The 23328-nt window shown below is 73.9% G+C and carries 20 protein-coding genes; 12 read left to right on the forward strand and 8 right to left on the reverse strand.

All coding sequences use genetic code 11. The features are described from left to right. Positions 1-215: 215 nt before the first annotated feature. Positions 216-644: a DUF5997 family protein gene (locus tag ACZ52R_RS18920; protein ID WP_360502145.1), complete on the reverse strand. Its 429-nt coding sequence runs from the start codon at positions 642-644 to the stop codon at positions 216-218. A 58-nt stretch (positions 645-702) separates the two neighbouring features. Between ACZ52R_RS18920 and ACZ52R_RS18925 the strand changes: the two genes are divergently transcribed. Both ACZ52R_RS18925 and ACZ52R_RS18930 read left to right on the forward strand, forming a co-directional pair. Further along, a complete protein-coding gene (locus ACZ52R_RS18925) occupies positions 703-1533 on the forward strand; it encodes a LysR family substrate-binding domain-containing protein (RefSeq protein WP_465624823.1) in 831 nt (276 codons plus the stop codon). A gap of 58 nt (positions 1534-1591) precedes the next feature. Beyond that, positions 1592-2173 carry a DUF421 domain-containing protein gene (locus ACZ52R_RS18930; protein ID WP_360502140.1) on the forward strand — a complete coding sequence of 194 codons (582 nt, stop codon included), beginning with the start codon at positions 1592-1594 and terminating at the stop codon, positions 2171-2173. Between the two features lie 91 nt (positions 2174-2264). On the opposite strand, the gene ACZ52R_RS18935 is transcribed toward ACZ52R_RS18930, so the two are convergent. Both ACZ52R_RS18935 and ACZ52R_RS18940 read right to left on the reverse strand, forming a co-directional pair. Beyond that, positions 2265-2993, reverse strand: coding sequence for a rhomboid-like protein (locus tag ACZ52R_RS18935; protein ID WP_360502138.1), 729 nt, complete (start codon positions 2991-2993; stop codon positions 2265-2267). Between the two features lie 146 nt (positions 2994-3139). Beyond that, entirely contained in the window at positions 3140-4483 is a 1344-nt protein-coding gene (locus ACZ52R_RS18940; protein ID WP_465753764.1) for a cytochrome P450, read from the reverse strand. A gap of 317 nt (positions 4484-4800) precedes the next feature. Here ACZ52R_RS18940 and ACZ52R_RS18945 point away from each other — a divergent pair, with 317 nt between their 5' ends. Next, entirely contained in the window at positions 4801-6204 is a 1404-nt protein-coding gene (locus ACZ52R_RS18945) for an amidase (protein WP_360502133.1), read from the forward strand. A 49-nt stretch (positions 6205-6253) separates the two neighbouring features. On the opposite strand, the gene ACZ52R_RS18950 is transcribed toward ACZ52R_RS18945, so the two are convergent. Further along, the gene (locus tag ACZ52R_RS18950) at positions 6254-8206 is read right to left on the reverse strand and encodes an FUSC family protein (RefSeq protein ID WP_465624828.1); all 1953 of its coding nucleotides are present in this window, start codon (positions 8204-8206) and stop codon (positions 6254-6256) included. A gap of 480 nt (positions 8207-8686) precedes the next feature. Between ACZ52R_RS18950 and ACZ52R_RS18955 the strand changes: the two genes are divergently transcribed. The 5 genes from ACZ52R_RS18955 to ACZ52R_RS18975 all read left to right on the forward strand — a co-directional run bounded on the left by ACZ52R_RS18955 (position 8687) and on the right by ACZ52R_RS18975 (position 14218). Next, on the forward strand, positions 8687-9829 hold the full coding sequence (locus ACZ52R_RS18955) for a phytanoyl-CoA dioxygenase family protein (RefSeq protein WP_465623559.1): 1143 nt from the start codon (positions 8687-8689) through the stop codon (positions 9827-9829). Further along, complete coding sequence (locus ACZ52R_RS18960) at positions 9811-11124, forward strand: DUF6271 family protein (protein ID WP_465753765.1); 1314 nt, start codon at positions 9811-9813, stop codon at positions 11122-11124. Before ACZ52R_RS18955 ends, ACZ52R_RS18960 begins: the two co-directional genes overlap by 19 nt. A gap of 171 nt (positions 11125-11295) precedes the next feature. Then, positions 11296-12438 carry a type III PLP-dependent enzyme gene (locus ACZ52R_RS18965; RefSeq protein WP_465623566.1) on the forward strand — a complete coding sequence of 381 codons (1143 nt, stop codon included), beginning with the start codon at positions 11296-11298 and terminating at the stop codon, positions 12436-12438. After that, a complete protein-coding gene (locus ACZ52R_RS18970) occupies positions 12435-13016 on the forward strand; it encodes a GNAT family N-acetyltransferase (RefSeq protein ID WP_465623556.1) in 582 nt (193 codons plus the stop codon). Before ACZ52R_RS18965 ends, ACZ52R_RS18970 begins: the two co-directional genes overlap by 4 nt. Positions 13017-13021: 5 nt before the next feature. After that, positions 13022-14218, forward strand: coding sequence for an MFS transporter (locus ACZ52R_RS18975; protein ID WP_465753766.1), 1197 nt, complete (start codon positions 13022-13024; stop codon positions 14216-14218). 7 nt (positions 14219-14225) lie between these two features. Here ACZ52R_RS18975 and ACZ52R_RS18980 read toward each other — a convergent pair whose 3' ends face one another. Continuing rightward, a complete protein-coding gene (locus ACZ52R_RS18980; protein WP_465753767.1) occupies positions 14226-14387 on the reverse strand; it encodes a hypothetical protein in 162 nt (53 codons plus the stop codon). Positions 14388-14500: 113 nt separating this feature from the next. Between ACZ52R_RS18980 and ACZ52R_RS18985 the strand changes: the two genes are divergently transcribed. Beyond that, complete coding sequence (locus ACZ52R_RS18985) at positions 14501-15241, forward strand: PIG-L deacetylase family protein (RefSeq protein WP_465623554.1); 741 nt, start codon at positions 14501-14503, stop codon at positions 15239-15241. Here the strand turns inward: ACZ52R_RS18985 and ACZ52R_RS18990 are convergent. The 3 genes from ACZ52R_RS18990 to ACZ52R_RS19000 form a co-directional block, all read right to left on the reverse strand. Beyond that, positions 15238-16068, reverse strand: a complete 831-nt coding sequence (locus ACZ52R_RS18990; RefSeq protein ID WP_465753768.1) for a DedA family protein — start codon at positions 16066-16068, stop codon at positions 15238-15240. The two genes, ACZ52R_RS18985 and ACZ52R_RS18990, sit on opposite strands and share 4 nt — an antisense overlap. A gap of 65 nt (positions 16069-16133) precedes the next feature. Continuing rightward, entirely contained in the window at positions 16134-16328 is a 195-nt protein-coding gene (locus ACZ52R_RS18995; protein WP_360502118.1) for a DUF1918 domain-containing protein, read from the reverse strand. Between the two features lie 220 nt (positions 16329-16548). Continuing rightward, positions 16549-17232, reverse strand: a complete 684-nt coding sequence (locus ACZ52R_RS19000) for a TetR/AcrR family transcriptional regulator (protein WP_360502115.1) — start codon at positions 17230-17232, stop codon at positions 16549-16551. Between the two features lie 361 nt (positions 17233-17593). Here ACZ52R_RS19000 and ACZ52R_RS19005 point away from each other — a divergent pair, with 361 nt between their 5' ends. Genes ACZ52R_RS19005 through ACZ52R_RS19015 form a run of 3 tightly spaced genes read left to right on the forward strand, consistent with a single transcriptional unit; the run spans position 17594 to position 23317 of the window. Further along, entirely contained in the window at positions 17594-18391 is a 798-nt protein-coding gene (locus tag ACZ52R_RS19005; protein ID WP_465753769.1) for a phytanoyl-CoA dioxygenase family protein, read from the forward strand. Between the two features lie 13 nt (positions 18392-18404). Then, positions 18405-18974, forward strand: coding sequence for a DUF6309 family protein (locus tag ACZ52R_RS19010; protein ID WP_465753770.1), 570 nt, complete (start codon positions 18405-18407; stop codon positions 18972-18974). Beyond that, a complete protein-coding gene (locus ACZ52R_RS19015) occupies positions 18971-23317 on the forward strand; it encodes an amino acid adenylation domain-containing protein (protein ID WP_465753771.1) in 4347 nt (1448 codons plus the stop codon). The genes ACZ52R_RS19010 and ACZ52R_RS19015 overlap by 4 nt, the downstream gene beginning before the upstream one ends. Positions 23318-23328: the final 11 nt, after the last annotated feature.

A 23328-nucleotide genomic window follows, 5' to 3' on the forward strand; every position in this document is an offset into this window, starting at 1 on the left:
GACCCCGTGCTGATCCCGTGCTGACCCCTGCGTACGACTGTGCCGACGCCCGTGGGAACGGACGTCGGCACCATCGTTGCGCAGGGGTCTGACAATCGCCGCCGCCGGAGCCCGGAAGGGCCCGAAGTCCGGAGCACCAGGGACTCCGGAGCACCAGGGGTCCGGAGCAGCAGGGAACCGGGGAGTGTCAGGGGCCGGGGAGGGCCGGGGCGGGGTCAGCGGGCCTGGGCGGCCTTCGCCTCCTTGGCGGCCTTGGCGGCGGCGTCCTTCTCCTGCTTCTCCTTGATCCGCACGGCTTCCTTGCGGGCGTCGACCTGGTTGGCGCGCTCGTGCTGCAGCCAGAGCGGGTTCTCGGCCTTGATCGCCTCGATCTGCTCGGTGGTGACCGCCTCGGTCACGCCGCCGCGGGCCAGGCCCGCGATCGAGATGCCGAGCTTGGCGGCGACCACCGGGCGCGGGTGCGGGCCGTCCTTGCGCAGGTCCTGGAGCCACTGCGGCGGCTCGGCCTGCAGCGCGTTGAGCTCCTCGCGGGAGACCACGCCCTCCTGGAAGTCGGTCGGCGCCGCGGCGAGGTAAATCCCCAGCTTCTTGGCCGCCGTGGCCGGCTTCATGGTCTGGCTGGTCTTCTGCTTGAGCGATGTCATGGTGACAAGGGTAAGGGAGCGCGCGGCCTCCTCCGGTCACGGTCGGTAGCCTTGCCCTGTGACAGACATGCAGGTGAACCCCTCCTTCCGGCTCGTGTACGTCCCGGGCGTGACCCCCGGCAAATGGGTCCGGGTCTGGGAGGAGCGGCTTCCGGACGTCCCGCTCGACCTCCTCGCGCTCCCGGTCGGCGACGGCGAGCGGACCCTGCGCGAGGGCGGCGCGGACGCCGGGCTGGTCCGGCTGCCGGTCGACAAGGACGTGCTCAGCGCGATCCCGCTGTACACCGAGACCACCGTCGTGGTCTTCCCCAAGGACCACTGGCTCGCCGCCGCCGAGGAGGTCACGCCCGACGACCTCGCCGAGGAGGTGGTCTTCCACCCGCTCGACGACACCCTGGGCCTCACCACCGACACCCTGCCCGGGCGACCCGCCATCGCCCGCCCGGACACCACGGCGGACGCGATCGAGCTGGTCGCGGCCAACGTCGGCGTGCTCCTGGTGCCGCAGTCCCTCGCCCGGCTGCACCACCGTCGGGACCTCACCTTCCGGCCGGTGACGGAGGTGCCGCAGTCGCAGGTGGCGCTGTCCTGGCCGCAGGAGCGGACGACCGACCTGGTGGAGGAGTTCATCGGGATCGTCCGCGGCCGTACGGTCAACAGCTCGCGCGGGCGCGGGGCCGGGCAGGCGCCGGCCGAGGAGCAGCCGAAGAAGGCGGCGGCGGGCCAGCGCAAGCCGCAGCAGAAGGCGGGCGGGGCCAAGGCGGGAGCGTCGAAGGCCGGCGGGCAGAAGGCGGGAGCGTCGAAGGCCGGCGGGCAGAAGCCGAAGCCGTCGGCTGGTGGCCGGGGTGCGGCGGCGGCCCGGCGCGGCAAGCCGAAGCGGCGCTCGTAGCCTCCCGTGGCGTAGCGTCGGCCCCGTTCCGTCGAGTGCTGGTGGGAGGAGCGGGGCCATGTGGCATGACCTGGCGGTCGTCCAGATTCCGATCGTCGAGAAGATCCTGCGTACGGTCGCGGTCTACGCGCTGGTCCTGGTCCTGTTCCGGATCGCCGGGAAGCGCGGGCTGGCGCAGCTGAACACCTTCGACATGGTGGTCATCTTCCTGCTCTCCAACGTGGTGCAGAACGCCATCATCGGCGACGACAACAGCCTGTTCGGCGGCGCGATCGGGGCGGCCACCCTGATCGCGGTGAACGCCGTCGTCACCCGCTGGCTCGCCCGGGACCCGAGGGCCGCCCGGATCCTGGAGGGCACGCCCACCACCGTCGTCGAGGGCGGCAAGCTGGTGCCCGGCGCGCTGCACGACCTGGCGCTGCGCCCGTCCGAGCTGGAGCACGCCATCCGGGTCCAGAACGGCGACAAGCTGACCGATGTCGCCAAGGCCCGGCTGGAGCCGGACGGGCAGCTGCTGGTCACCCTGAAGGCGAGCGAGCAGAGCGCCACCCGCGGCGACGTGGAGGACCTGCGGCGGCGGTTGGAGACGATCGAGCGGCTGCTCGCCGAGATCGCCGACGGGCGGGGGCCGTCGAGCTGACGGGGCAGCGGCGGCGGTGTCGCGAGCCTGCGTGGCGCAGGTGCAGCGTCAGTGCGGCCGGGCGGCGCCCGGGTTGCTCATCGGTGGATGATCACGGGTGGGCGTCCGCCGTGGCAAGCGCATCGGCCCGGCGGCGGCGCGAGGCCAGGGCGGCCGCGGTGCCGGCCAGGGCGAAGCCGAGGGCGGCCGAGAGCAGGTGGCCGACAGTGGTGAAGTCCGGTAGCGGGCCGGGCCATTCGCCGTCGCCGGAGAGCGGCCAGGCGACCACGAAGGCGGCCCAGGGGAGGCGGGCCCAGCGGGGCAGGGCGAGGGTGGCGAACGCGAGGGAGGTCTGGGCGCCGTAGCTGATGCCGTAGTCCGAGTCCTGGCGCACGCTCTCCGGGTACCAGCCGTGCCGCAGGGCGACCAGGATGACGGCTGCGGTGATCAGGGTGGCGCCGATGTGGCCGCCGAGGAGGACGGCGGCGGCGCGCAGTCTGCCGAAGCGGCGCTCCGCCCAGGCGAGGCAGCAGCAGATGCCGAGGCCGAGGGTGATCAGGGTGCCGCCGAAGCCGGTGGAGGCGATGTCGGTGAGCGTGCCGTCGAAGAGCAGCGCGCTGCCGAACAGTGCGGTGACCGGATGGTCGTGCAGGTTGTCGAGGTTGGTGCTGATGTAGGCGCGGAGGGCGTCCGCCCGGTCCGCGGAGAGCCGGTCCTCGACCCAGATGTGTCCGAGGACGAGCAGGCCGACGTAGCAGAGTGTCAGCGGCGAGCGGCGCGGATACGTCCGGACGGCGCGGAGCAGCCGGGCCGGGAGCCCCCGCGGTGATCGAGCGTTCATGTTTCTGATGCTGCCCCAGTCGAGCCGATAGTCCGACCGGCACAACCCCGCCGGCCCCCGCGCGACAGTACCGTCCCGGAGCCGCCACCCCCGCACTTCGCCCCACCCCAGCTCCCACCCGGCTCCAATCGGGCCCAGCCGGGCTCCTACCGGCGGGTCAGGGTCGCCGTGAAGGGGCGCGGGGACAGGGAGGAGCTGCGGGTGGGGCGGATGGGACGGCCGGGGGTGGGAGTGATGGTCCAGCGGGCCGCGATGGTGGCGATGGCGAGGACGGCCTCGGTGGTGCCGAAGGTGTCGCCGATGCAGCGGCGGGCGCCGAGGCCGAAGGGGGCGTAGGTGCCGGGGGCGGGGCGGGCGGTGGTGAGCCAGCGGTCGGGGTCGAAGCGGTCGGGGCAGGTGAAGACGTCGGCCCGGCGGTGCAGCAGGTACGGGCTGAAGAGGACGGTGGCGCCCGCCGGGACGTGGTGGCCGCCGAGCCGGGTGTCGGCGGTGACGGTGCGGCTGAGGATCCAGACCGGCGGGTAGAGCCGCAGGGTCTCGCTGACGATCCGGGCGGTGAGCGGGAGGGCGGGCAGGTCCTCGTGGCGGGCGGGGCGGCCGTCGAGGACGGCGTCGAGTTCGGCGTGCAGGCGCTCGCGGACGGCCGGGTTGGCGGCGAGCAGGGTCCACGCCCAGGAGAGGGTGGCGGCGGTGGTCTCCGTGCCGGCCAGCAGGAAGGTGACCACCTGGTCGTGGATCTCGGCGTCGGTGAGGCCCTGTCCGTCCTCGTCCACGGCGCTGAGCAGGGTGGAGAGCAGGTCGTGGTGGTCGGTGCCGGCGGCGCGGTAGTCGGCGATCAGCCGGCGGGTGATCTCCTTGAGGTCCTGCCGGGCGCGCCGGAAGCGGCGGTTGCCGGGGGTGGGGATGCGGTCGGCGCCGGGCAGCGGCATCATGACGCGCCGGCCGACGCCGCGGGTGATGACGTCCATGCACGCGTGCACCGGCAGCGAGCCGGCCCGTTCGTGGGCGGCGAACAGGCAGCGGGCGGTGACGGCGGTGGTGAGGCGGTACATAGCGGCGGGGACGTCGACCACCTCGCCGTCGCGCCAGGCGGCCGTGGTGCCGGCGATTTCCTCGGCCATCATCGCGGCGTAGCCGGGCAGCCGGTCGCGGTGGAACGCGGGCTGGAGCATGCGGCGTTGGCGCCGGTGGGCGGCGGCGGGGCAGGTGGCGAGGCCGTCGCCGAAGACCTCGCGGGCCTTGTCGAGGACGAGTCCGCCCTTGTCGTACGTACGGTCCTCGGTGAGCAGCCGGCGGACGAGTTCGGGGTGGCAGGCGACGTACGCGTCGAGCGGGCCGAGCCGCAGCCGGACGAGGTCGCCGTGGGCGGGCAGGCCGGCCACGAAGTCGAACGGGCGGCGGATGAAGGCGGGGGCGTGGCCGAGCAGGGGGAGGCCGCCGGGGGCGGTGGCGGCGGTGAACCGGGTGGTCGGGAAGAAGTGGATCGGCACGGGCGTCACCTTGGGTCGGGTGGGAAGGACCGGAACGGTTCGTGTTCGGGATCTTTCCCGGCGGCAGCCCGTGAAACGATCGTGGACGGGCGGGTGGGGTGAACACGGGGGCGCATGCCGAACGCTCGTGCGCCCTTGAAGATTTGACGGATCGTTTACCTGCTGACCGTGGCGGCGGGCCCGGTATCGCTGACGGACGCATACACTCGATGTCTTGTGCGACTACCGGTCAGTAGAATTGGGCAGTACTACCTGCCGGTGCGGAGCCGACGCGATGACCGGACGGCCGAAAGTCCGGCAGGGAGTGGGGAGTTCGGATGACCGACGAGAAGGTTCACGCGTTCGCCGACGACGCCCTCGGCCGGTACGACGCGGTGGCACTGGCCGCCCTGGTCCGGGCCGGCGCGGTCAACCCCCGGGAGCTGGTCGGCGCGGCCGTCGCCCGTGCCGCACGGGTGGACGGCAGGCTGCTACCGGTCGCCCACGCCTCGTACGACAAGCCGCAGATCAGCCGGGAAGGCATCGGCGGGCCGCTCTGGGGCGTGCCGACCTACCTCAAGGACAACGTCGACCTGCGCGGGCTGCCGACCTCGATGGGCAGCGAGGCCTTCCGTGCCCAACCGGCCCGCCGCAACGCTCGCTTCACCGACCAGTTCCTCTCCACCGGCCTCGCCGTCCTCGGCAAGACCCGGCTGCCCGAGTTCGGCCTCAACGCCTCCACCGAATTCGCCACTGCCCAGCCGGTGCGCAACCCGTGGAAGCCCTCGCACTCGGCCGGCGCCTCCTCGGGCGGCGCGGCGGCCCTGGTGGCCTCCGGCGTGGTGCCGATCGCGCACGCCAACGACGGCGGCGGCTCGATCCGCATCCCGGCCGCCTGTTGCGGCCTGGTCGGACTCAAACCCACCCGGGGCCGGCTGGTCGCCAACTCCCAGGGCGCCAAACTGCCGATCGACCTGGTCACCGACGGTGTGCTGACCCGCTCGGTGCGCGACACCGCCGCCTTTTTCGCCGCCGCCGAGCGGCACCGCCGCAACCCCAAGCTGCCCCCGCTCGGCCTGGTCGAGGGCCCCGGCGAGCAGCGGTTGCGGATCGGCCTGGTCGTCGACTCGCCGATCGCCAAGACCGACGAAGCGACCCGCCGGGTGGTCGAGGAGACCGCCGCGCGACTCGAGGCGATGGGCCACTGGGTCGAGCCGACCGCCCTGCCCTTCGGTGAGGAGTTCTCCCGGGACTTCGTCTCCTACTGGGGCTACATCGCCTGGGCGATCGCCTTCACCGGCCGGCTGCTGATCGACCCCAGCTTCCGCGCCGACAGGCTGGACGGCCTGACCACCGGGCTGCGCCGGCAGTTCCAGGCGGAGTTCCCGCACACCCCGGGCGTGCTACGGCGGCTGCGCCGGGCCGAGGGGGTGTACAAGCGGGTCTTCCGCAACCACGACGTGATCCTCTCCCCGGTGCTCGCCCACACCGCCCCGCCGATCGGGCACCTCAGCCCGAACGTCGACTTCGAGGAGCTGATGGACCGGCTGCTGCGCTACGTCGCCTTCACCCCGGTCAACAACGTGACCGGCGGCCCGGGCATCGCCCTGCCGGCGGGCTCGGCGCTCAGCGGGCTGCCGGTCGGCGTGCACCTGTCGGCGGCGCACGGGCAGGAGCGGGTACTCCTGGAGCTGGCCTTCGCACTGGAGGCGGATCGGCCCTGGCGGCGGATCGAGGACTGACCGGCGGCGAGGACCGGCCGGGCGCCCGGACCGGCCGGGGGGGTAGCGCTCACGACGCCGGCGCGGCCACCGACCGGGCCGCGTGCACCTCGTGGTGCAGCCGGGCCAGCGCGCAGTCCGGCGCCGGCGCGTCCGGCCCCGCCTCCGGCAGCGGCCGGCCGGTGCGCAGCGCCTCGGCGAGGTCGGCCAGCTCCCTGGTCACGGCGCCGACCTCGGCCGCCGTCGGGACGGGCGCGCCGTGCTCGATCCGCACCCGGGTGGCGGTGGTGGCGTCCACGATCCGCTCGACCGCGATCACCACCGGCCACCAGGCCTCCGCCCGGGCCCCGACCGGCGGCGGCTCGGTGAGCGCCCGCTGGAACTCGCTGCGGACGGCCGACAGGTCCCGGTAGAGCCGCCGCCGGTACCGGGCGCGGGCCGGCTCGTCCCCTCCCGGCCCGGTGGTGAACGCCAGCGACACGTACGAGGCGGTGTCCTGGACGGCTTCGGCGAGGCGGTCGCCGATCCGGGTGTGCCAGGACTCCGGCCACAGCAGGTAGCCGGCCAGCAGGGTGATGCCGCAGCCGATCAGCGAGTCGTAGAGCCGGGGGAGCACCAGGTGGAAGCCCTGGTGGTTGAGCAGGTCGGAGAGCAGCAGGATCACCGGGGTGATCGCCGCGGTCTGGAAGGCGTACCCCTTGGCGGACAGCGCGGGGATCAGCGTCGCCAACGCCGCCATCACCGGCACGTCCCACCAGCCGTGCGGCACCTCGGCGAGCACCGGAATGGCGATCAGCAGTCCGGCCGCGGTGCCGAGCGCGCGCAGCACGGCGCGGGAGAACACCGAGCCGAAGTCGGGCTTCATCACGAAGGTCACGGTCAGCGCCACCCAGTACGAGCGCGGCACCGCGATCACCGAGACCAGCACCTGCGCGGTGCCGATGCACAGCGCCAGCCGCAGCCCGTACCGCCAGGACGCGCCGGACAGCAGCAGCGCCCGGGTCGCCCGCCGGGCCCGGACCTCCAGGCCGGCGGGCCGGCCGAGCCGGTCGTCGACGGCGTACGGGTCCGGCGCGGCCTCGTGCACGACGGTGGCGGCGTGCCCGATCGCCTCGGCCAGCGCCCGGGTGGACGGCCCGGCGGGCACGGGCAGGTCGGGCGAGGGGGCGGGGCCGGTGCGGCCCTGCTCGACGGCGTCGGCCAGGGCGCGGACGGCGGCCGGGTAGGCGGCGGGCAGCGGGCCGTACTCGGGCGGGCGCAGGTGCGCCGCCGCGGCCCCCTCGACCACCGGGATCACCGCGTTGAGCTGGGCGAGCAGCCGCACCAGGGTGGGGGAGCGGCCGTGTCGGCGGGCCCGCCGGGCGAGCAGCAGGTCGTAGGAGTGGTTGAGCGACTGGGTGAGCTCGTGGCGCCGGCCGTCGTACCCGGGCGTGCCGGCGGCCGCGAGCAGGTCGGCGACGGAGCGGTAGGTCCCGGCGACCACCGCGCGTTCGGGGACGCCGATGCGCAGCGGCCAGGCGAGCAGGGTCAGGGCGAGCACCACCAGGCCGCCGAGCAGCAGCAGCCCGGGCGGCAGCCACCAGGGGGAGGGCAGCGGCAGGCCCGCCCCGACCACCGCGTTGAGCAGCAGGAGCAGTCCGGAGACGGAGGCGACCGCGCCGATCGAGGAGATCATGCCGGAGACCAGTGCGACGACGGTCAGCGCCAGGACGGCCGTCCAGCCGGTGCCGTACACCAGGGTGCCGAGCAGCACGCCGAGGGCGCCGAACAGCTGCGGCACGGCGATGTTGAAGATCCGCATCCGGTAGGCGTCGGCGGTGTCCCCGATGACCGCGGACAGCGCGCCCATCGACACCAGTGCGCCGTAGGAGGGCCGGCCGGTGGCGGTGCCCACCGCGAGCGGGGCGGCGAGCGCGACCGAGGCGCGGGCCACCGCCGCCCAGGGGATCGGGGCGGCCCGGGGCCGCAGGCTCTCGGTCAGCCAGTCGGGCGGGGCGAGTCGGGCGGCTCCTGGGCGCGGCACGCCCCCAACCTACGGCGGGCGGACTCCGCGGGCCCGGTCTAACACGCGGGGACAACGGGTCCTGGGGCGGGTGGGGTTCACCGCTCGCGCTTATGTCAATTTTCGAAACATACCCCGTCTTATGTCCGTCCCCGAAACATAAAGCGAACCGCGAGAGGCGGCGTGAGCTGCGCCGACTTTCCCAATCGGTAACCCACGGGAAAGGGTTGACACCATTAGTTGGTCTAGTCCAATGTGTGGAGGGCGTGGTTCGGCAAAGCCTGAGGCGAGGTGAGAGACCTTGCCGAGCAGGCGAGTTGAACCCCTGGCGTGGTGCCGAGGCGCGGTCGGGGGTCGAGCCGAGAAGGAGCGTGTGCGGACCGCAGATGGTCCGCGGGAGGAATTCCCGACCCGGCCGGGAACCGGTCGAGCAGCCCGCCGTGCCCGCGCCGCCCGCCGAATCAAGCGCTGCGCCGACTACGAACCATGGAGTGACTGCCCATGCCGAGCCCAGACGGACAGGCCGACGAGTATCTCTACCGCGCCGCCTCGCAGCGCCCCTACTTCAGCGCGGACACCGAGAGCTACCTGGCCCGCACCGCGCTGCGCGAGATCCGCAAGAAGCACCCGCTGCGCGTCCTCTCCGAGGAGGACTACGCGCACTGGCAGACCTACGGCTACACCGTCGTCAAGCAGGCCATCCCCGCCGAGGCCGCGCGGTGCCTGCTCGACTTCACCTGGGACTTCCAGGGCCTGTCGCCCGACCGCCCCGAGGACTGGTACCGCGAGCGCGACTACCGCGACGAACTCGACCAGCACCTGCACATCTACGGCTTCGTCGAGGCCTACCACCACCAACTCATCTGGGACAGCCGCCAGTCGCAGCGCGTCTACGACGCCTTCGTGGACGTGTGGGACTGCGAGGAGCTCTGGGTCACCCTCGACCGGCTCAACCTCAACCCGCCGAACATCCGCAACCGCGACCGCGCGCTCATCGAACCCACCGACCGCGGCTTCGACATCGAACTGCACTGGGACGTCGACACCACCCAGGGCATCCTGCCGCAACGCGTCCAGGGCATCATCGCGCTCAACGACACCGCCCCCGACCACGGCGGCTTCCAGTGCGACCCGGAGCTGTTCCGCCGCTTCAACACCTGGCAGGCCGCCCAGCCGGCCGACCGCGACCCGATCCGCCCGACCGTCGACCGGGAGGAATTCCCCGTCGTGCGGCCCGAGTTGAAGGCCGGCGACCTGCTGATCTGGAACGGCCTGCTCGCCCACGGCGTCGCGCCCAACACCTCCGAGCGCGGCGTGCGCTCGGTGCAGTACCTGTCGATGATGCCCGCGCTGGAGGAGGCCGAGCAGCTGCGCCGCTCCCGGGTGGAATCCTGGCGCACGCTCGCCACCCCGGACTGGAACCGCACCCTGGTCGGCGACGCCACCCGGCCCGAGTCGCTGCGCTACGGTCGCGCCGAACTCACCGAGCTGGGGGAGAAGTTGCTCGGCCTGCGGTCCTGGAGCGGCAAGGACTTCGACCGGCAGCAAGCCGACCCTCGGCAAGCCGAAGGGCAGCAAGCCGACCCTCGGCAAGCTGATCTGCAGGACACCACGGGGGAGCGGGAATGCGCGACATCTGCCTGACCCTGCCCACCAACCGCGAGTGCGCCGACACCATCACCGCCGTCGGCGCCGAAGCCGCCTACGCCGTACGGCGGTTCGGCGTCCGGGTGCACCTGCTGGTGCTGGACTCCGCCGACCCCGCCGCGCGCGCCCGGCACGCCGCCGCGGCCGCCGCCCTGCCCGCCGCCGAGAACCTCCTCGTCCACCACCTGGACGAGGACGCCCAACGCGCCTTCCTGCGCGAGGTCATCGACCGCTCCGGCGCCGCGGGCCCCGACAAACTGCTCGAGCTGATGCTGCCCGACGCCGTCTGCTACGGCGCCTGCACCAACCGGGCGTTCCTGCTCGCCGCCGCGCTCGGCTGCGCCTCGGTGCACCGCCGCGACTCCGACAGCCGCTACCAATGGCTCGACGGCGAACCGGTGTTCCCCATCGAGCACGAGCTGGCCACCCTCGGGCTGAAGGCCGCCGACGCGGCCGCCGCCGTCACCGAGAACACCCTCGACCCGGCGCACGCGGACAAGCCCGTCGCCCTGGTCGGTGCCTCCTTCGTCGGCGAACTCTCCGTCGACCTCGGCGAGATCCTCGACATCGACCCCGAGGTCTACCACGACGTGGTCGCCCTCTGGGCACCCACCGGTGCCGCCGAACACGACACACGCGAACTCGTCGCCGAATCCTTCACCGGTGGCGGAAGCGAACCGTTCACCACCGACCGCGCCGTACTCGACCGACCCGACATCTGGCACATCGACATGTGCAACATCGGCCTCGACCACCACGTGTACGAGCGCGTGCCGCTGCCTCCCGCCACCGACACCATCGGCAGCGACTACTTCCTGCACCACCTCGTGTACGACGCCACCCTGCCCGGCGTCACCCACAACCGGCACATCGTCAACTACTACACACCGGAACGGCGCACCGGCCCCGGCTTCACCGCCTACCAACTGCGCTACGCCAAGTTCCTGCTCTCCATGCTCTACCTCTACCCGGTCTACACCGAGATGGAGGCCGCCGGCGACGCCCTGCTGGACGAGCACCACCACGTGCGCCCCGAGCCGATCGCCGAAGCCGCCCGCCGCAGCGCAGCGACCGACCGCGCGGAGAACCACCGCAGACTCGCCGAACTCGACCGCTGCTACCGGCGACTGGGCGGCAAGTACGCCGAGTTCGCCGACCACCTGGCGCCCCGGCGGGCGCGCCTGCTCGACCAGGCGCAGTCGGACATCGAGGACTACGCCCTGCTGATCGACGCGTGGGGCCCGCTGGTGCGGGCGAGCAAGACCACCCCCGCCGACCGGCTGCCGCACTAGCCGGAAGACCGGGAGCTCTCCGTGACACGCCAGACCGCACACCAGGCACCGAACCCCACACCCAGCCACCGCGCCCCGACCGAGACCGCGGTCCACACCGGCGCACCCGGCCCCGACCGGCCCGACCACACCGCGCTCCGCGCCGCCCTCGCCGCCGCCACCGACGACCGGATCATCTACGACCTCGACGGCATCGGCCGCCAGTACGCCACCCTGCTCGACGAACTGCCGGGCGTCGCCGTACGGTTCGCCATGAAGGCCTGCCCCGTGGACGAGGTGCTGGACCACCTCGCCGCCCTCGGCTCCGGCTTCGACGCGGCCAGCCCCCAGGAGATCGACCAGGCGCTGCGCACCGGCGTCGCCCCCGAGCTCATCCACTACGGCAACACCGTCAAATCCGACCGCAACATCGCCGAGGCCTACCGGCTGGGCGTACGCGACTTCGCCACCGACAGCGTGGAAGACGTCGCCGCGATCGCCGAACACGCCCCCGGAGCACGGGTGTTCTGCCGGATCGCGACCACCGGCGAAGGCGCGCTGTGGGGCCTGAGCCACAAGTTCGGCTGCTCACCCGAGGACGCCCTGCGGGTGCTCGGCGAAGCCCGCACCGCCGGACTCGTGCCGTCCGGCCTGTCGGTGCACGTCGGCTCGCAGCAGATGACCGCCGAAGCCTGGGGCGCCGCCGTCGACTCGCTGGCCGCCGTACTGGAAGCACTCAACTGGCGCGGCATCACCCCCGATCGGATCAACCTCGGCGGCGGACTGCCCGCCCTCGGCGTCCTCGACCGGCGCGGCCGGCCCCTCGACCCGCCGCTGGACAAGATGTTCGCGGTGATCCGCGACGGCATGGACCGGCTGCGCGCCGTCAACACCGGACCGCTCGAGTTCCTGCTGGAACCCGGGCGCCACCTGGTCGCCGACCACGGCGCGATCCGCGCGCACGTCGCCCGCCTCACCTCCCGCCACCGCCTCGACGGCACCCGCGAGGACTGGCTCTACCTCAGCTGCGGCAAGTTCAACGGCCTCTACGAGATGGACCAGCTGCAGTACCGGCTGGAGTTCCCCACCCACCCCGGCGGCCAGTTCGTCCACGCCGTGGTGGCCGGCCCGACCTGCGACAGCGACGACGCGTACGCCCAGGAGGACGGCCTGGTGCGGGTCCCCCGCGCGGCCGGCTCCGGCGACCCGGTCTGGATCCACTCCTGCGGCGCGTACGCCACCGCCTACGCGACCCGCGGGTTCAACGGCTTCGAACCGCTGCCGCACACCTGCATCGGCGGGAGCAGCGAGGGAAACGAGGGAGACGACGCATGAGTGAGTCCCGTATCAGGCTGCTCCGGGAGGACGACTGGGACGAGGTGGTCGCGCTGGAGGAGCGCGCCTACGCGGCCAGCGGCCTGTCCGAGGGCCGCGAGGCGCTGCGGTCCCGGCACCGCGCCTCGCCGGACACCTGCTTCGTCCTCGAGCACACGAGTCGCCTCGGCGGCTACCTGCTGGCCCTGCCGTACCCGCTGTTCCGCTGCCCCGACCTCAGCCGCAGCGAGCACGAGCACGGGGACGGGGAGGGGGGAGAGTCCACCAACCTGCACGCCCACGACCTGGTCATCGCCGAGGAACTGCGCGGTGCGGGCCGGTCCCACCGGATGCTGCGCCACCTCGAGCAGACCGCCCGGGCGGCCGGCTACCGGACCCTCTCCCTGGTCGCCGTCCGCGGCTCCCACGTGCTGTGGACCCCCCTGGGCTACCGCGCCCGGCCCGAGATCGAGCTGCCCGCGAGCTACGGCACCCGGGCGGTCTACATGGCGATGCCGCTGGACCCCGTCCCGGCCCGGCCGCTGCCGAACCCCACCGACCCGATCCCCGGGCCCCGACCCAGAGCCGAAGTGGGCTGATCCGCATGTCTCCCGTTCGCGACGACTTCCGCCGCTCCCAACTGTCCACCGGCGCACTGTTCTTCGTCCTCGGCTTCCAGTACGCGACCTGGGTCTCCCGGGTGCCCGCGCTCAAGGCCAGGCTCGACCTCGGCGAGGCCCAGATCGGCCTGCTGCTGATGACCTGCGGGATCGGCGCGGCGGTGTCCTTCCCGCTGGTGGCGGTGCTGATGCGGCGGCTCGGCTCGCGCCCGCTGTCGGTGCTGTCCGCGCTCGCCCTCGGCCTGATCCTGCTCGCCCTGTCGGTGGTGCCGAACTACCCCGTCACGCTGCTGGTGCTGTTCTGCGACGGCGTCGCCGTCGGCTGCCTGAACGTCGCGATGAACGCCCAGGGCGCCGCGCTGGAAGCCCGCTTCGAACGGACCACGATGTCCCGGCTGCACGCCACCTTCAGCGCCGGCTCACTCCTCGCCGCCCTGCTGGCCTCCGGCGTCAACGCCTTCACCGGCGCCCTGGCCGTGCACTTCGGGCTGGCCGCCGTCCTCCTCGCGGCACTCGTCGCCGCCGCCCGGCCGGGGCTGCTGCCCGACGAGCCGCGGCAAAGCCCGGAAACGGCCACCGAGGAACGCCGCGGCTTCACCCTGCCGACCGTCGCGACACTCTGGATGGGCCTCGCGATGGTGTTCGGCACCGTCACCGAAGGTGCCATGAACGACTGGTCGGCGCTCTACCTCAAGGACGTCGTGAACGCGGGCGCCGGACTCGCCCCGATGGGCATCGCCGTCGTCTCGGTCATGATGGTGTGCGCCCGGATCTTCGCCGACGGCTGGCGCACCCGCTTCGGCGACGGCCGCATCGTCCGCACCGGCAGCCTGCTGGCCGGCCTCGGCCTCGCCCTCGCCCTGCTGGCCGGCGGCACGGTACCGACCCTGCTCGGCTTCGCCTGCGTCGGCCTCGGCGTCGCGGCCGTCACCCCCTGCGTCTACGTCGCCGCCGCCCGCCAGGGCGCCGACGCACTCTCCCTGGTCGCCGCGATGGGCACCACCGGCCTCCTGGCCGGCCCCGCCGTGATCGGCTTCATCGCCGGTGCCACCAGCCTCCTCTGGGGCATGGCCGCCGTCGCCGCCTCCGCCGCCGTCGTCTCCCTCTGCGCCACCCGCATCACCTGGCCCGGCCGGGAAGCCCCAGCCGCCGACACCCGCCCCACCCCCGAAGCAAGTTGACGATCCATCAGGATCCGACCGGCAGGTCCGCACCCCCCGAGGCGACGTGCCGGGCGAGCCTGTTCCGCAGCTCGGTGAGGCGGGCGATCTCGGCGTCCAGGGCGGCGAGGTGGGCGGCGCCGCCGCGGGATGCCCGGACGCTGACCCCTGACCCTTGCGTCAGGGGCAAGGCCGTTCAGTGGAGGAGTGTCTGACGGGGCATGAGGGACACGGGTCTTCTAGAGTCGCCTGCGGTACGTCCGTACGTCCGTACGACCGTGAGCCGCACCGAGAGGGAAGAGCATGACCGAGCAGGCCCCCGCGCCCTTCGAGCACGTGGACGAGGACTGGCAGACCGCGCTGGCGATCGTCGCCCACCCCGACGACATGGAGTACGGCGGGGCCGCGGCCGTCGCCCGGTGGACCTCCCAGGGCAAGAAGGTCGTCTACGTGATGGTGACCAGCGGCGAAGCGGGCATCGACTCGCTGGACCCGGCCGAGTGCGGGCCGTTGCGGGAGGCCGAGCAGGTCGCCTCGGCGCGGGTGGTCGGCGTGGACACCGTCGAGTTCCTCGGCTACCCGGACGGCGTGGTGGAGTACGGGCTGCCGCTGCGCCGGGACATCGCCCGCGTGGTGCGCCGCCACCGCCCGGACATCGTGATCACCAGCAACTTCCGGGAGACGTACGGCGGGGTGTTCCTCAACCAGGCCGACCACGTCGCGGTCGGCCGGGCCACCCTGGACGGCGTCCGGGACGCCGGGAACCGCTGGGTGTTCCGCGAGCTGGTGGCGGAGGGGCACGAGCCGTGGAACGGCGTGCGGCAGATCTGGGCGGCGGCCTCGCCGGAGTCGGGGCACGCGGTGGACACCAGTGACCACTTCGACCTGGGCGTTGCCTCGCTGGAGGAGCACAAGGCGTACCTGGCCGGGCTCGGTGGGGCGATGGGGAATGCCCGGGAGTTCCTGGAGGGCTTCGGCCGGGAGGTGGGCAGCCGGCTGGGGACGCGCTTCGCGGTGCCGTTCGAGGTGTTCCCGCTGCGCTAGTCCGATGGCTTGTCGATGTCGGACCCGGAGCCGGACCCGGAGCCGGTGTCGGAGCCGGTGTCGGAGCCGGACCCGGCGTCGGAGCCGGTGTCGGCGTCGGTGCCGGACCCGGACCCGGAGCCGGAGCCGGAGCCGGTGTCGGAGTCGCTGTCGGGCCCGGTGTCGGAGCCGGACCCGGGCCCGGTGTCGGCGCCCTCGCGGCGCCGGCGCCGGTACCGCAGCACCTGGCGGAGCAGGAAGGCGGCGACCAGCGCTCCGAGGCCGATCGCGAACCGGAGCTGGTAGCGGATCGCGGTCCGGTACACGGTGCCGATGTTGGCTCCGGCGACATAGCCGAAGGTGCCCCAGACGCCCGTCCACAGCACGGCGCCGAGCACGTTGAACGGCAGGAACCGGCGCCAGGGCATCCCGGTGGTCCCGGCGATGATGCCGTTGGTCTGGCGCAGCACGTCCACGAAGCGGGCGACCGCGACGACCTTGCCGCCGTGCCGTTCGAAGAAGCCGTCGGCGCGTTCCATCCGGGCCGGGGTGAGCAGGACGTACCGGCCCCAGCGGTGGACGAAGGCGCGTCCGCCGGTGCGGCCGATCAGGTAGCCGAGGCTGTTGCCGAGGATGGCGGCGCAGGCCGCGATCAGCAGGACGGCGGCGAGGCTGAGGCGCCCGGTGCCGGCGTACACCGAGGCGAGGACCAGGATGGTCTGCCCGGGCACCGGGATGCCGCAGTTGTCGAGCAGCACGAGCAGCGCCACCGCGAGGTACCCGTAGTGGTCCAGCAGTGGCGCGAGCCCGGCGAGCGCCCCGGGCAGCGGGGTCGTGGGGGCGGACACCGCTCCTCACCACCTCGCGCGGGTCTGCGGACAGGCCGCGCGCCGTGGGGTGGTGGGGGCGTCGGTCAGCGTCCCGCCTGGCGCTGTTCGATGTTGCAGTCGGGGCCGGGGTAGATCAGACCCTCGTGGCCGTCCTCGAAGCGGACCATGTACGGCGGCTGGCCGTCGGCGCCGCGCACCTCGATGATCTCGCCCTTCTGGTCCACCATGCCCACCGACCTGCTGTGGATGTGGAGCTGGTCACCTACCGCTGCGTGCATGGTCTGCTCCCTGGGTCCTCGGGGTCGTGGCGGCCGCTTCCGCGGCCGTTCCGCTATCCACTGTGCTGCGGGGGCGGCGGGCTCGCAACGCCTCGGGCGGACGGGACGCGGGGGATGGGCGGGGATTCCCGGGGGATGCGCGCGGGATTCGCGTGGGGATTCGCACGCGGATGGGCGTGGGATCTGCGCCGGGATGGGCGCGGGATTCGCGGGTCGGACGTCAGCGGGCGGGCAGCCGTTGCGCGAGGTAGCCGCGGACCAACCGCTTGCACTCGGCGATGAGCGTCGGATCGCCGTTCGGGTCGGCGCGGAAGGCCAGCTTGAGCACCGCGTCGGCCGCCTCCAGGGCGACCCGCAGGGTCAGCGTGGTGGCCGCCGGGTCGCTCGCCCGGAACACCTCGCCGCCGAGCGCCTGCAGGCGCAGCGCGACGGCGGTGTTGTTGTCCACGCCCGCGTCCAGCAGGTGCCGGTCGTCCCGGACCCCGGCGGGGACGACCGGGCCGGCCAGGCCGAAGTCGACCTGGCCGAAGCCGGGCACCGAGCGTTTCATCGCCACGAACTCCTCCACCGCGAGGTCGGTGAAGGCGGCCGGGTCGACCGGGGCGGCGGCGGCCAGCCGGGCGTCGAGGCGTTGGAGGTACCGGTCGAGGTTGCGGCCGGCGAGAGCGGCCAGCAGGTCCTCCTTGCCGGCGAAGAACTGGTACAGGGTGCCGATCGGCACCTGGGCGCGGTGGGCGACCTCCTTGGTGGTGAGCGCGGTCGCCCCGACCTCGTCCAGCAGCCCGGCACAGGCGTCCAGGACGCGGCCGTACCGCTCCTGGCTGCGCTGTTGGACCGGGCGTCGACGGACCGACGGGCTGGTCCGGTCGACGGTCTCGGAACTCCGGGTCTCCGCACTCCTCATGGGCTCACTCTGCCGCATCCGCTGTTCCGGCGGCGAATCACCGGGGCGGGAGCGGCCCGGAGTTCCTTGTGGGAAGGGAATCGACTGGTGGCCGGAGCTGAACGGCACGGTGGCGGGAAGGTGTCCATGAGCCGGCAATGGTCTTGTCGTGGACGCGAAGACCGGTTCATACTCCTGGGGCGGACTACCTTGCGTGATCGCCGCGTGTCTCTTCGTGGTGATCGCGATTCAGTCGTGGCGGCCGTGGCGACCGTGACGGACGTTCCGTCGCCACCAGAAGTCTGGATGATCCCGTGCGCCTCCTTGCTCGTGCCACGTCCCGTTGTTCGTCCCGCAGAACGGAAGGAGGGGGTTCGGTTCGGTGACACTGTCCTACGGAGGGCGTGAGGCCCTCCACATCGAGTACCACCGGCAGTTCCTGGAGTCCGGGTACCTGGTGCTGCCCGGCCTGCTGGCGGAGTCACTGCGCGAACGGCTCGTCCCCGAGGTGGACCGGTGGGTGGACGAGGGCCTGCGGGCCCGGTCGATCGCCTCCTGCGCCGATCCCGTCCGGAACGGGCCGCCCCCGCTGCTGGAACTGGAGCTGCCGGCCCACGGCCAACTCCTCACCCACCCACCACTGATGCGGACGCTGACCCGCCTGCTCGGGCCGTCGTTCGTCTTCCACCACCTGCACAGCGACCGCCAGTCCCCCGGAATCCCGGGAAAGCCCTGGCACCACGACTGCGAGCCCAACGACCGCTCCGACCCGTCGCTGCTGATGGTCCACGCGCTGCACTACCTCGGCGGACTGGACGAGAAGGTCGGCAGTCTGGCCGTGCTGCCGGGCTCGCACCACAGCACCGTCGGCAAGTCCGCGTTCGCCCACCACGGCACCGCGGAACTGCCCGGCGAGGTGGTCATCGACCGGCTGCCGCCCGGCTCGACCGTGCTGCTCAACTCGGCGCTGTTCCACACCCGCCGGCCGGCGCCCGACGGGCCGGGCCGGGTGCGGTACTTCATCGACGCCTCCTACTGCCAGGTGGGCGCGCGCTGGCGCCCGGTGAAGCCGTACTGGCGGCAGATGCTCGCCCGCGCCCGCGAACTCGACCTGGCCGACGGCCAGTGGCCCGAGCTGTTCGCGGAACGGCACTTCACCGAGTACACCGGAACCGTCTGAGGAGAGCACTGCCGTGGAGATCGTCACCGCCGTCGCCTACGCCGAGGTCCACGACGCCTACCTGCGGGACCATCCGGTGGAGCGGGCCCACGAGGCGAACAGCAACACGTACGGCGAGGAGAACCTCGAACGCGCCGACCGCATTTCCGGCGGCTGGTGGCGGGTCCGGCTCGCGCGGACGGACGTCCTGGGCGTCGTCCTGCCCTGGCACCTCAGCGAGGGCGGGGCGCTCGAACTGGTACCGCGCTCCGGGCTGACGGTGGGCGAGGCGGCCGAGCGCGTCCGCTCCGGCGGGGCCGCCTGGGCGGCCGCCAACCCGGTCTGCGCGGCGAAGCTGCGGCTGCTGCGCCGGACCCCGTTCACGCCGGTCTTCCTCAGCACCGCCCCGGTCGACCACTCCGACTACGGGGACCTGTCGGTCCGGGCCGGGCTGATCCACCTCGACGGCCTGCACCGCATGCTGGCCTGGGAGTTGGCCGGGAGACTACCCGACCGGCCGGTCCTGGGCGGGTACCTGGTGGGCGACCCCGGGGTGCCGGCCGGGCCGGCCCGCGCGCGCCTGACGGGGGACGAGTCGGCGTGACCCCCGCGACGCAGCACCTGCGGTCCACGCCGTCCGCCCGGTCCGCCCGCTCGTTACCCTCGCTGCTCGCCCACCTCGCCCGGACCCACCCGGACCGGCCCGCGCTGAGCGACGGCGTCCGCACCTTCGACTACCGCACACTGGACGCCGCGGCGGGCCGGGTCGCCGCCCGGCTGGCCGGCGGCGGCACCGGACGGGGCGACCGGGTCGCCCTGGTCGGACCCCGGGACGCCCGGATGCTGGTCCTCCTGCACGGGGTGCTGCGCTCGGGCGCGGCGGCGGTGCTGGCCGACCCGGACTGGTCGCCGGCCGACCTCGCCCGGCGGCTGGCGGCCGTCCGGGTCGCCCGGGTGCTCGGGACGGAGGGCGGGCTCGGCGGAGAGGTGGTGGACGTCGAGGCGCCGGGCGTGCGGCCCGAGGTGCCGGGCGGGAAGCACGAGGCGCCGGGCGAGATGCCCGTGCCGCAGCACGAGGTGCTGGGCGAGGACCTCGCGTACCTCTCCTTCACCTCCGGGTCGAGCGGCGAGCCCAAGGCCGTCGCCGTCACCCACGCCAACGCCGTGCACTACGCGCAGGAGCTGGCCGGGCGGCTCGCCTACACCGAGGCCGACGCGCCGCGCACCGCGCACGTCACCACGCTGGCCGCCGACCTCGGCCACACCGCCTGGCTGCTCGCCCTCGCCACCGGCGGCTCGGTGCACGTCGTCCCGGACCGCGAGGTGCGCGACCCGGAGGCCTTCTGGGCATCGCTGGCACGCGCGGGGGTGACCGTGCTGAAGACCACCCCCTCGCACCTGACCGCCCTGCTGGAGGGCCGCCCGGTCGACTCCCCGCCGCTGCACACCGTGCTGCTCGGCGGCGAGCCGCTGCCCCGCCCGCTTGCCGCCGCCCTGCTCGACGGCGGCACCACCGCACGGCTGGCCAACCACTACGGCCCGACCGAGACCACCGTCGGCGCCACCTGCCTACTGGCCACCGACACCCGCCAACTCCCCGCCGAGGAGCCGACCGTACCGATCGGCACCGCGATCGGCGAGGTGCTGCTCACCGTGGTGGACGGCGCCGGGCGGGCGGTGCCGGACGGCGCGGTGGGGGAGCTGCTCATCGGCGGCCGCGGTGTCACCGCCGGGTACTTCGGGCGGCCGGCCGAGACGGCCCGCGGCTTCGTCCACCGGGACGGCCGACCGATGTACCGGACAGGCGACCTGTGCCGCCGGCGGGCGGACGGGAACCTGGTCTTCCTGGGCCGGGTGGACCGTCAGGTGAAGGTGCGCGGCTACCGGGTGGACCTCGCCGAGGTCGAGCGCGCCATGGACGGGTACCCGGGCGTCGTCCGCTCGGCGGCGCTGCTGCGGGAGACCGCCGTCGGCAGTCAACTGCTGGGCGCGGTACGGCTGTCGGGCGGTTCGCAGGACGTGGAGGGCCTCGGAGCGTACCTACGGGACCGGCTGCCCGGCTACTCCGTGCCGCAGCCGATCCTGGTACTGCCGGAATTCCCCGTCGGGCCGAACGGCAAGCTCGACCGGCCGAGGCTGGGCGAGCTGGTCGCCGAACTGGTCGAGACCCGAGCGGAGTTGTCGGGCGCCACCGGATCCGGCCTGGCCGGGGAGATCGCCCGGTTCTGGGCGGGCGCGCTCGGACTGCCGGCCGTCGGGCCGCGGGCCGACGTGCTGGGCCTCGGCGGGGACTCCATCCTCGCCATGCGCACCATCGCCTTCCTGCGGCGCTCGGGCCTGCGGGTCGCCTACGAGGACTTCTACCGGCACCCGACGGCGGAGGGCCTGGCGGCCGCCGCCGTCCCGGCCGCACCCTCCGTTCCGGCACCGCGCACCGGGGACGACGCCGGTCGACTCGCCCCGGCACAGCGCTGGTTGTACCGCCAGCGCTCCGTGCGGGACGTGCGGCACTGGAACCAGTCCGTCCTGCTGCGCTGCCGTGCGGCGGTGGACCCGGCGGCGCTCTCGGGGGCGGTCGCGGCCGTCCTGGAACGCCACCCGGCGCTGCGCCGGCCGATCTCCCCGGACGGGTGCGGCGAGCCCCGGCCGGTGCCCGACCTCGATCCCGTCTCCTTCTCCCGGATCCCACGCGCGGACGGGCCGGTCGCCGACCCGATCGCCGAGCCGACGGCCGACACGATCGCCGGGGTCTGCACCGAACTCCACCGCAGCCTCGACCCGTTGGCCGGCCGACTGCTGCGCGTCCACCTGTTCTCGGGCCCGCCCGGGACGGACGACCGTCTCGCGCTGGTCGCTCACCACCTGGTGGTCGACGGGCTGTCCTGGCGGATCCTGCTGGACGACCTGGCGCACGCGTACCGGGCGGTGCTCGACCAGAAGCCGGCCGACCTGCCGCCGACGGCGGACTTCTACGCGTGGGCGGCGGCCGCCCCGGCGGCGCCCGCTCCGGACACCGCCGCGGAGTCCGTCACAGCGTCCGCCACGGCGTCCACCACGGCGTCCGTCGCGGAGCCGACCGACGAACCGGCCGCGCTCAGTTGGACGCTCGACGCGGACGCCACCACCCGGCTGGTCGCGCGGCACGGCGGCGGGGCCGGGCTGGAGGCGGCGCTGCTCGCCGCCTTCGCCGGGGCCGTCACCGCCTGGAGCGGCAGTCCCCGGTTCGCGGTGGAGGTCGAGACCCACGGCCGGGACACCGCGGGCGATCCGGGCGAATTCCTGGACACCGTCGGCTGGTTCACCGCCGTCAGGCACGTCGACCTGCCGGCCGGGGCCGATCCGGAGACGGTGGCGCGGAGCCTGCGCGAGACGCCCGTCCGGCCGATGGACGCCCCCGGGGATCGGCCCGCCGCCGGGTTCAACTTCCTCGGCACCTTCCGGCTGCCCGAGGAGCCCGCGCTGGACTGGACGGTCGCCGAGGAGCAGGCCGGGGTGGCCCGCTGCGCCGGGGGCGATCCGCTGTACGAACTGCGGCTCACCGCGCGGATCGTGGAGCAGCGACTGGTCGCCGACCTGGTGTACGGGTGGCCCGCGCTGTCGCACCGCGCCGCCGAGCGGATCACCGGCGCGTTCGCCGGGGCCGTGGCCGCCGAGGCGGGAGGTGCCGAGGCGAGGGTTCCTGGCACGACGGTGCGCCCCGCCCGCGCCCCGCTCTCCACCTCCGGCCAGCTGTTGCACCCGGGCGTCCCGCCGACCGCCGGGGCGGTGGTGCGCCAACCCGCCCGGGCGGCGGTGCGCGAACCCGCCCGGGTGCTGCTCACCGGCGCCACCGGCTATCTCGGGCGGCACCTGCTGGACGCCTTCCTCCGGCGCGGCGCCGACGTCACCTGCCTGGTGCGGGCCTCCGACGACGCCGAGGCCCTGAAACGGCTGGGGGCCCACGCGGCCCACGCCGTCGCCGGGGACGTCGACCGGGACGGCCTCGGCCTTTCCCCGGCCGGGCTGGAGCAGGCCCGGGGCGCTCGGATCGTCGTGCACGCGGCGGCGGACGTCCGACTGGTGGCCTCGCCCGACGAGCTGGAGCGCACCAACCACACGGCGGTGCGCCGCCTGCTCGGCTGGGTCGGGGAGCACGCCCCGGCCGCCCGCGTCCACCACGTCTCCACGCTCACCGTCTCGGGCGGCGTGGACGGCCCGCCGCGCCGCTTCAGCGAGGCGGACCTGGCGATCGGCCAGCACTTCCGCACCCCGTACGAGCGGACCAAGTACCGTGCCGAGCAGGCCGTCCGGGCCTGGGCCGCCACCGGGCACGCCGCCTACCTGCACCGCAGCGGCCACATCGCGGCGCACAGCCGGACCGGCGCGTTCCAGGCCAACATCGGCGACAACCGGATCTACCAGCTGATCCGTGGCTACCTGCTGGCCGGAGCCGCGCCCAGCCGGCCGGACACCGCGTTCGCGTTCTCGCACGTGGACACGGTGGCCGCCGGGATCGCCGCGATCGCCCTCGACCCGTACGCCGCGCCCGGCGCGTACCACGTCGAGTCGCCGTACCAGGTCCCGCACGACGAACTGGTGGGCTGGCTCGCCGGGCTCGGCCACCGGGTGCGGCTCACCGACGACGAGACCTTCGCGGCCGCGATCGCCGGGGCCGAGTGGCGGCACCCGACGGCCGCCCGGCTGGCCGCCGCCTGGGCACAGCAGGAGGAACGCAACGTCCGGGTGGACAGCGCGTACACCACCGCCGTGCTCGACCGGCTCGGGGTCCGCTTCACCGCCCCGACCGCGCAGTGGTGGTCGGCCGCGCTCGCCTGGGCCGCCGAGGCCGGCTTCCTGCCGCCCGCCGACCCGTCCCGACCCGTCCCCGACCCTTCGACCGGCCCCGCCCCCGGCCCCTCCACCGATCGTGCCCCCGAACTCTCCCCCGAAGGCAGGACTCACCCGTGAAGGCAGCATCC

This window comes from Kitasatospora sp. NPDC034023, from assembly GCF_055575795.1.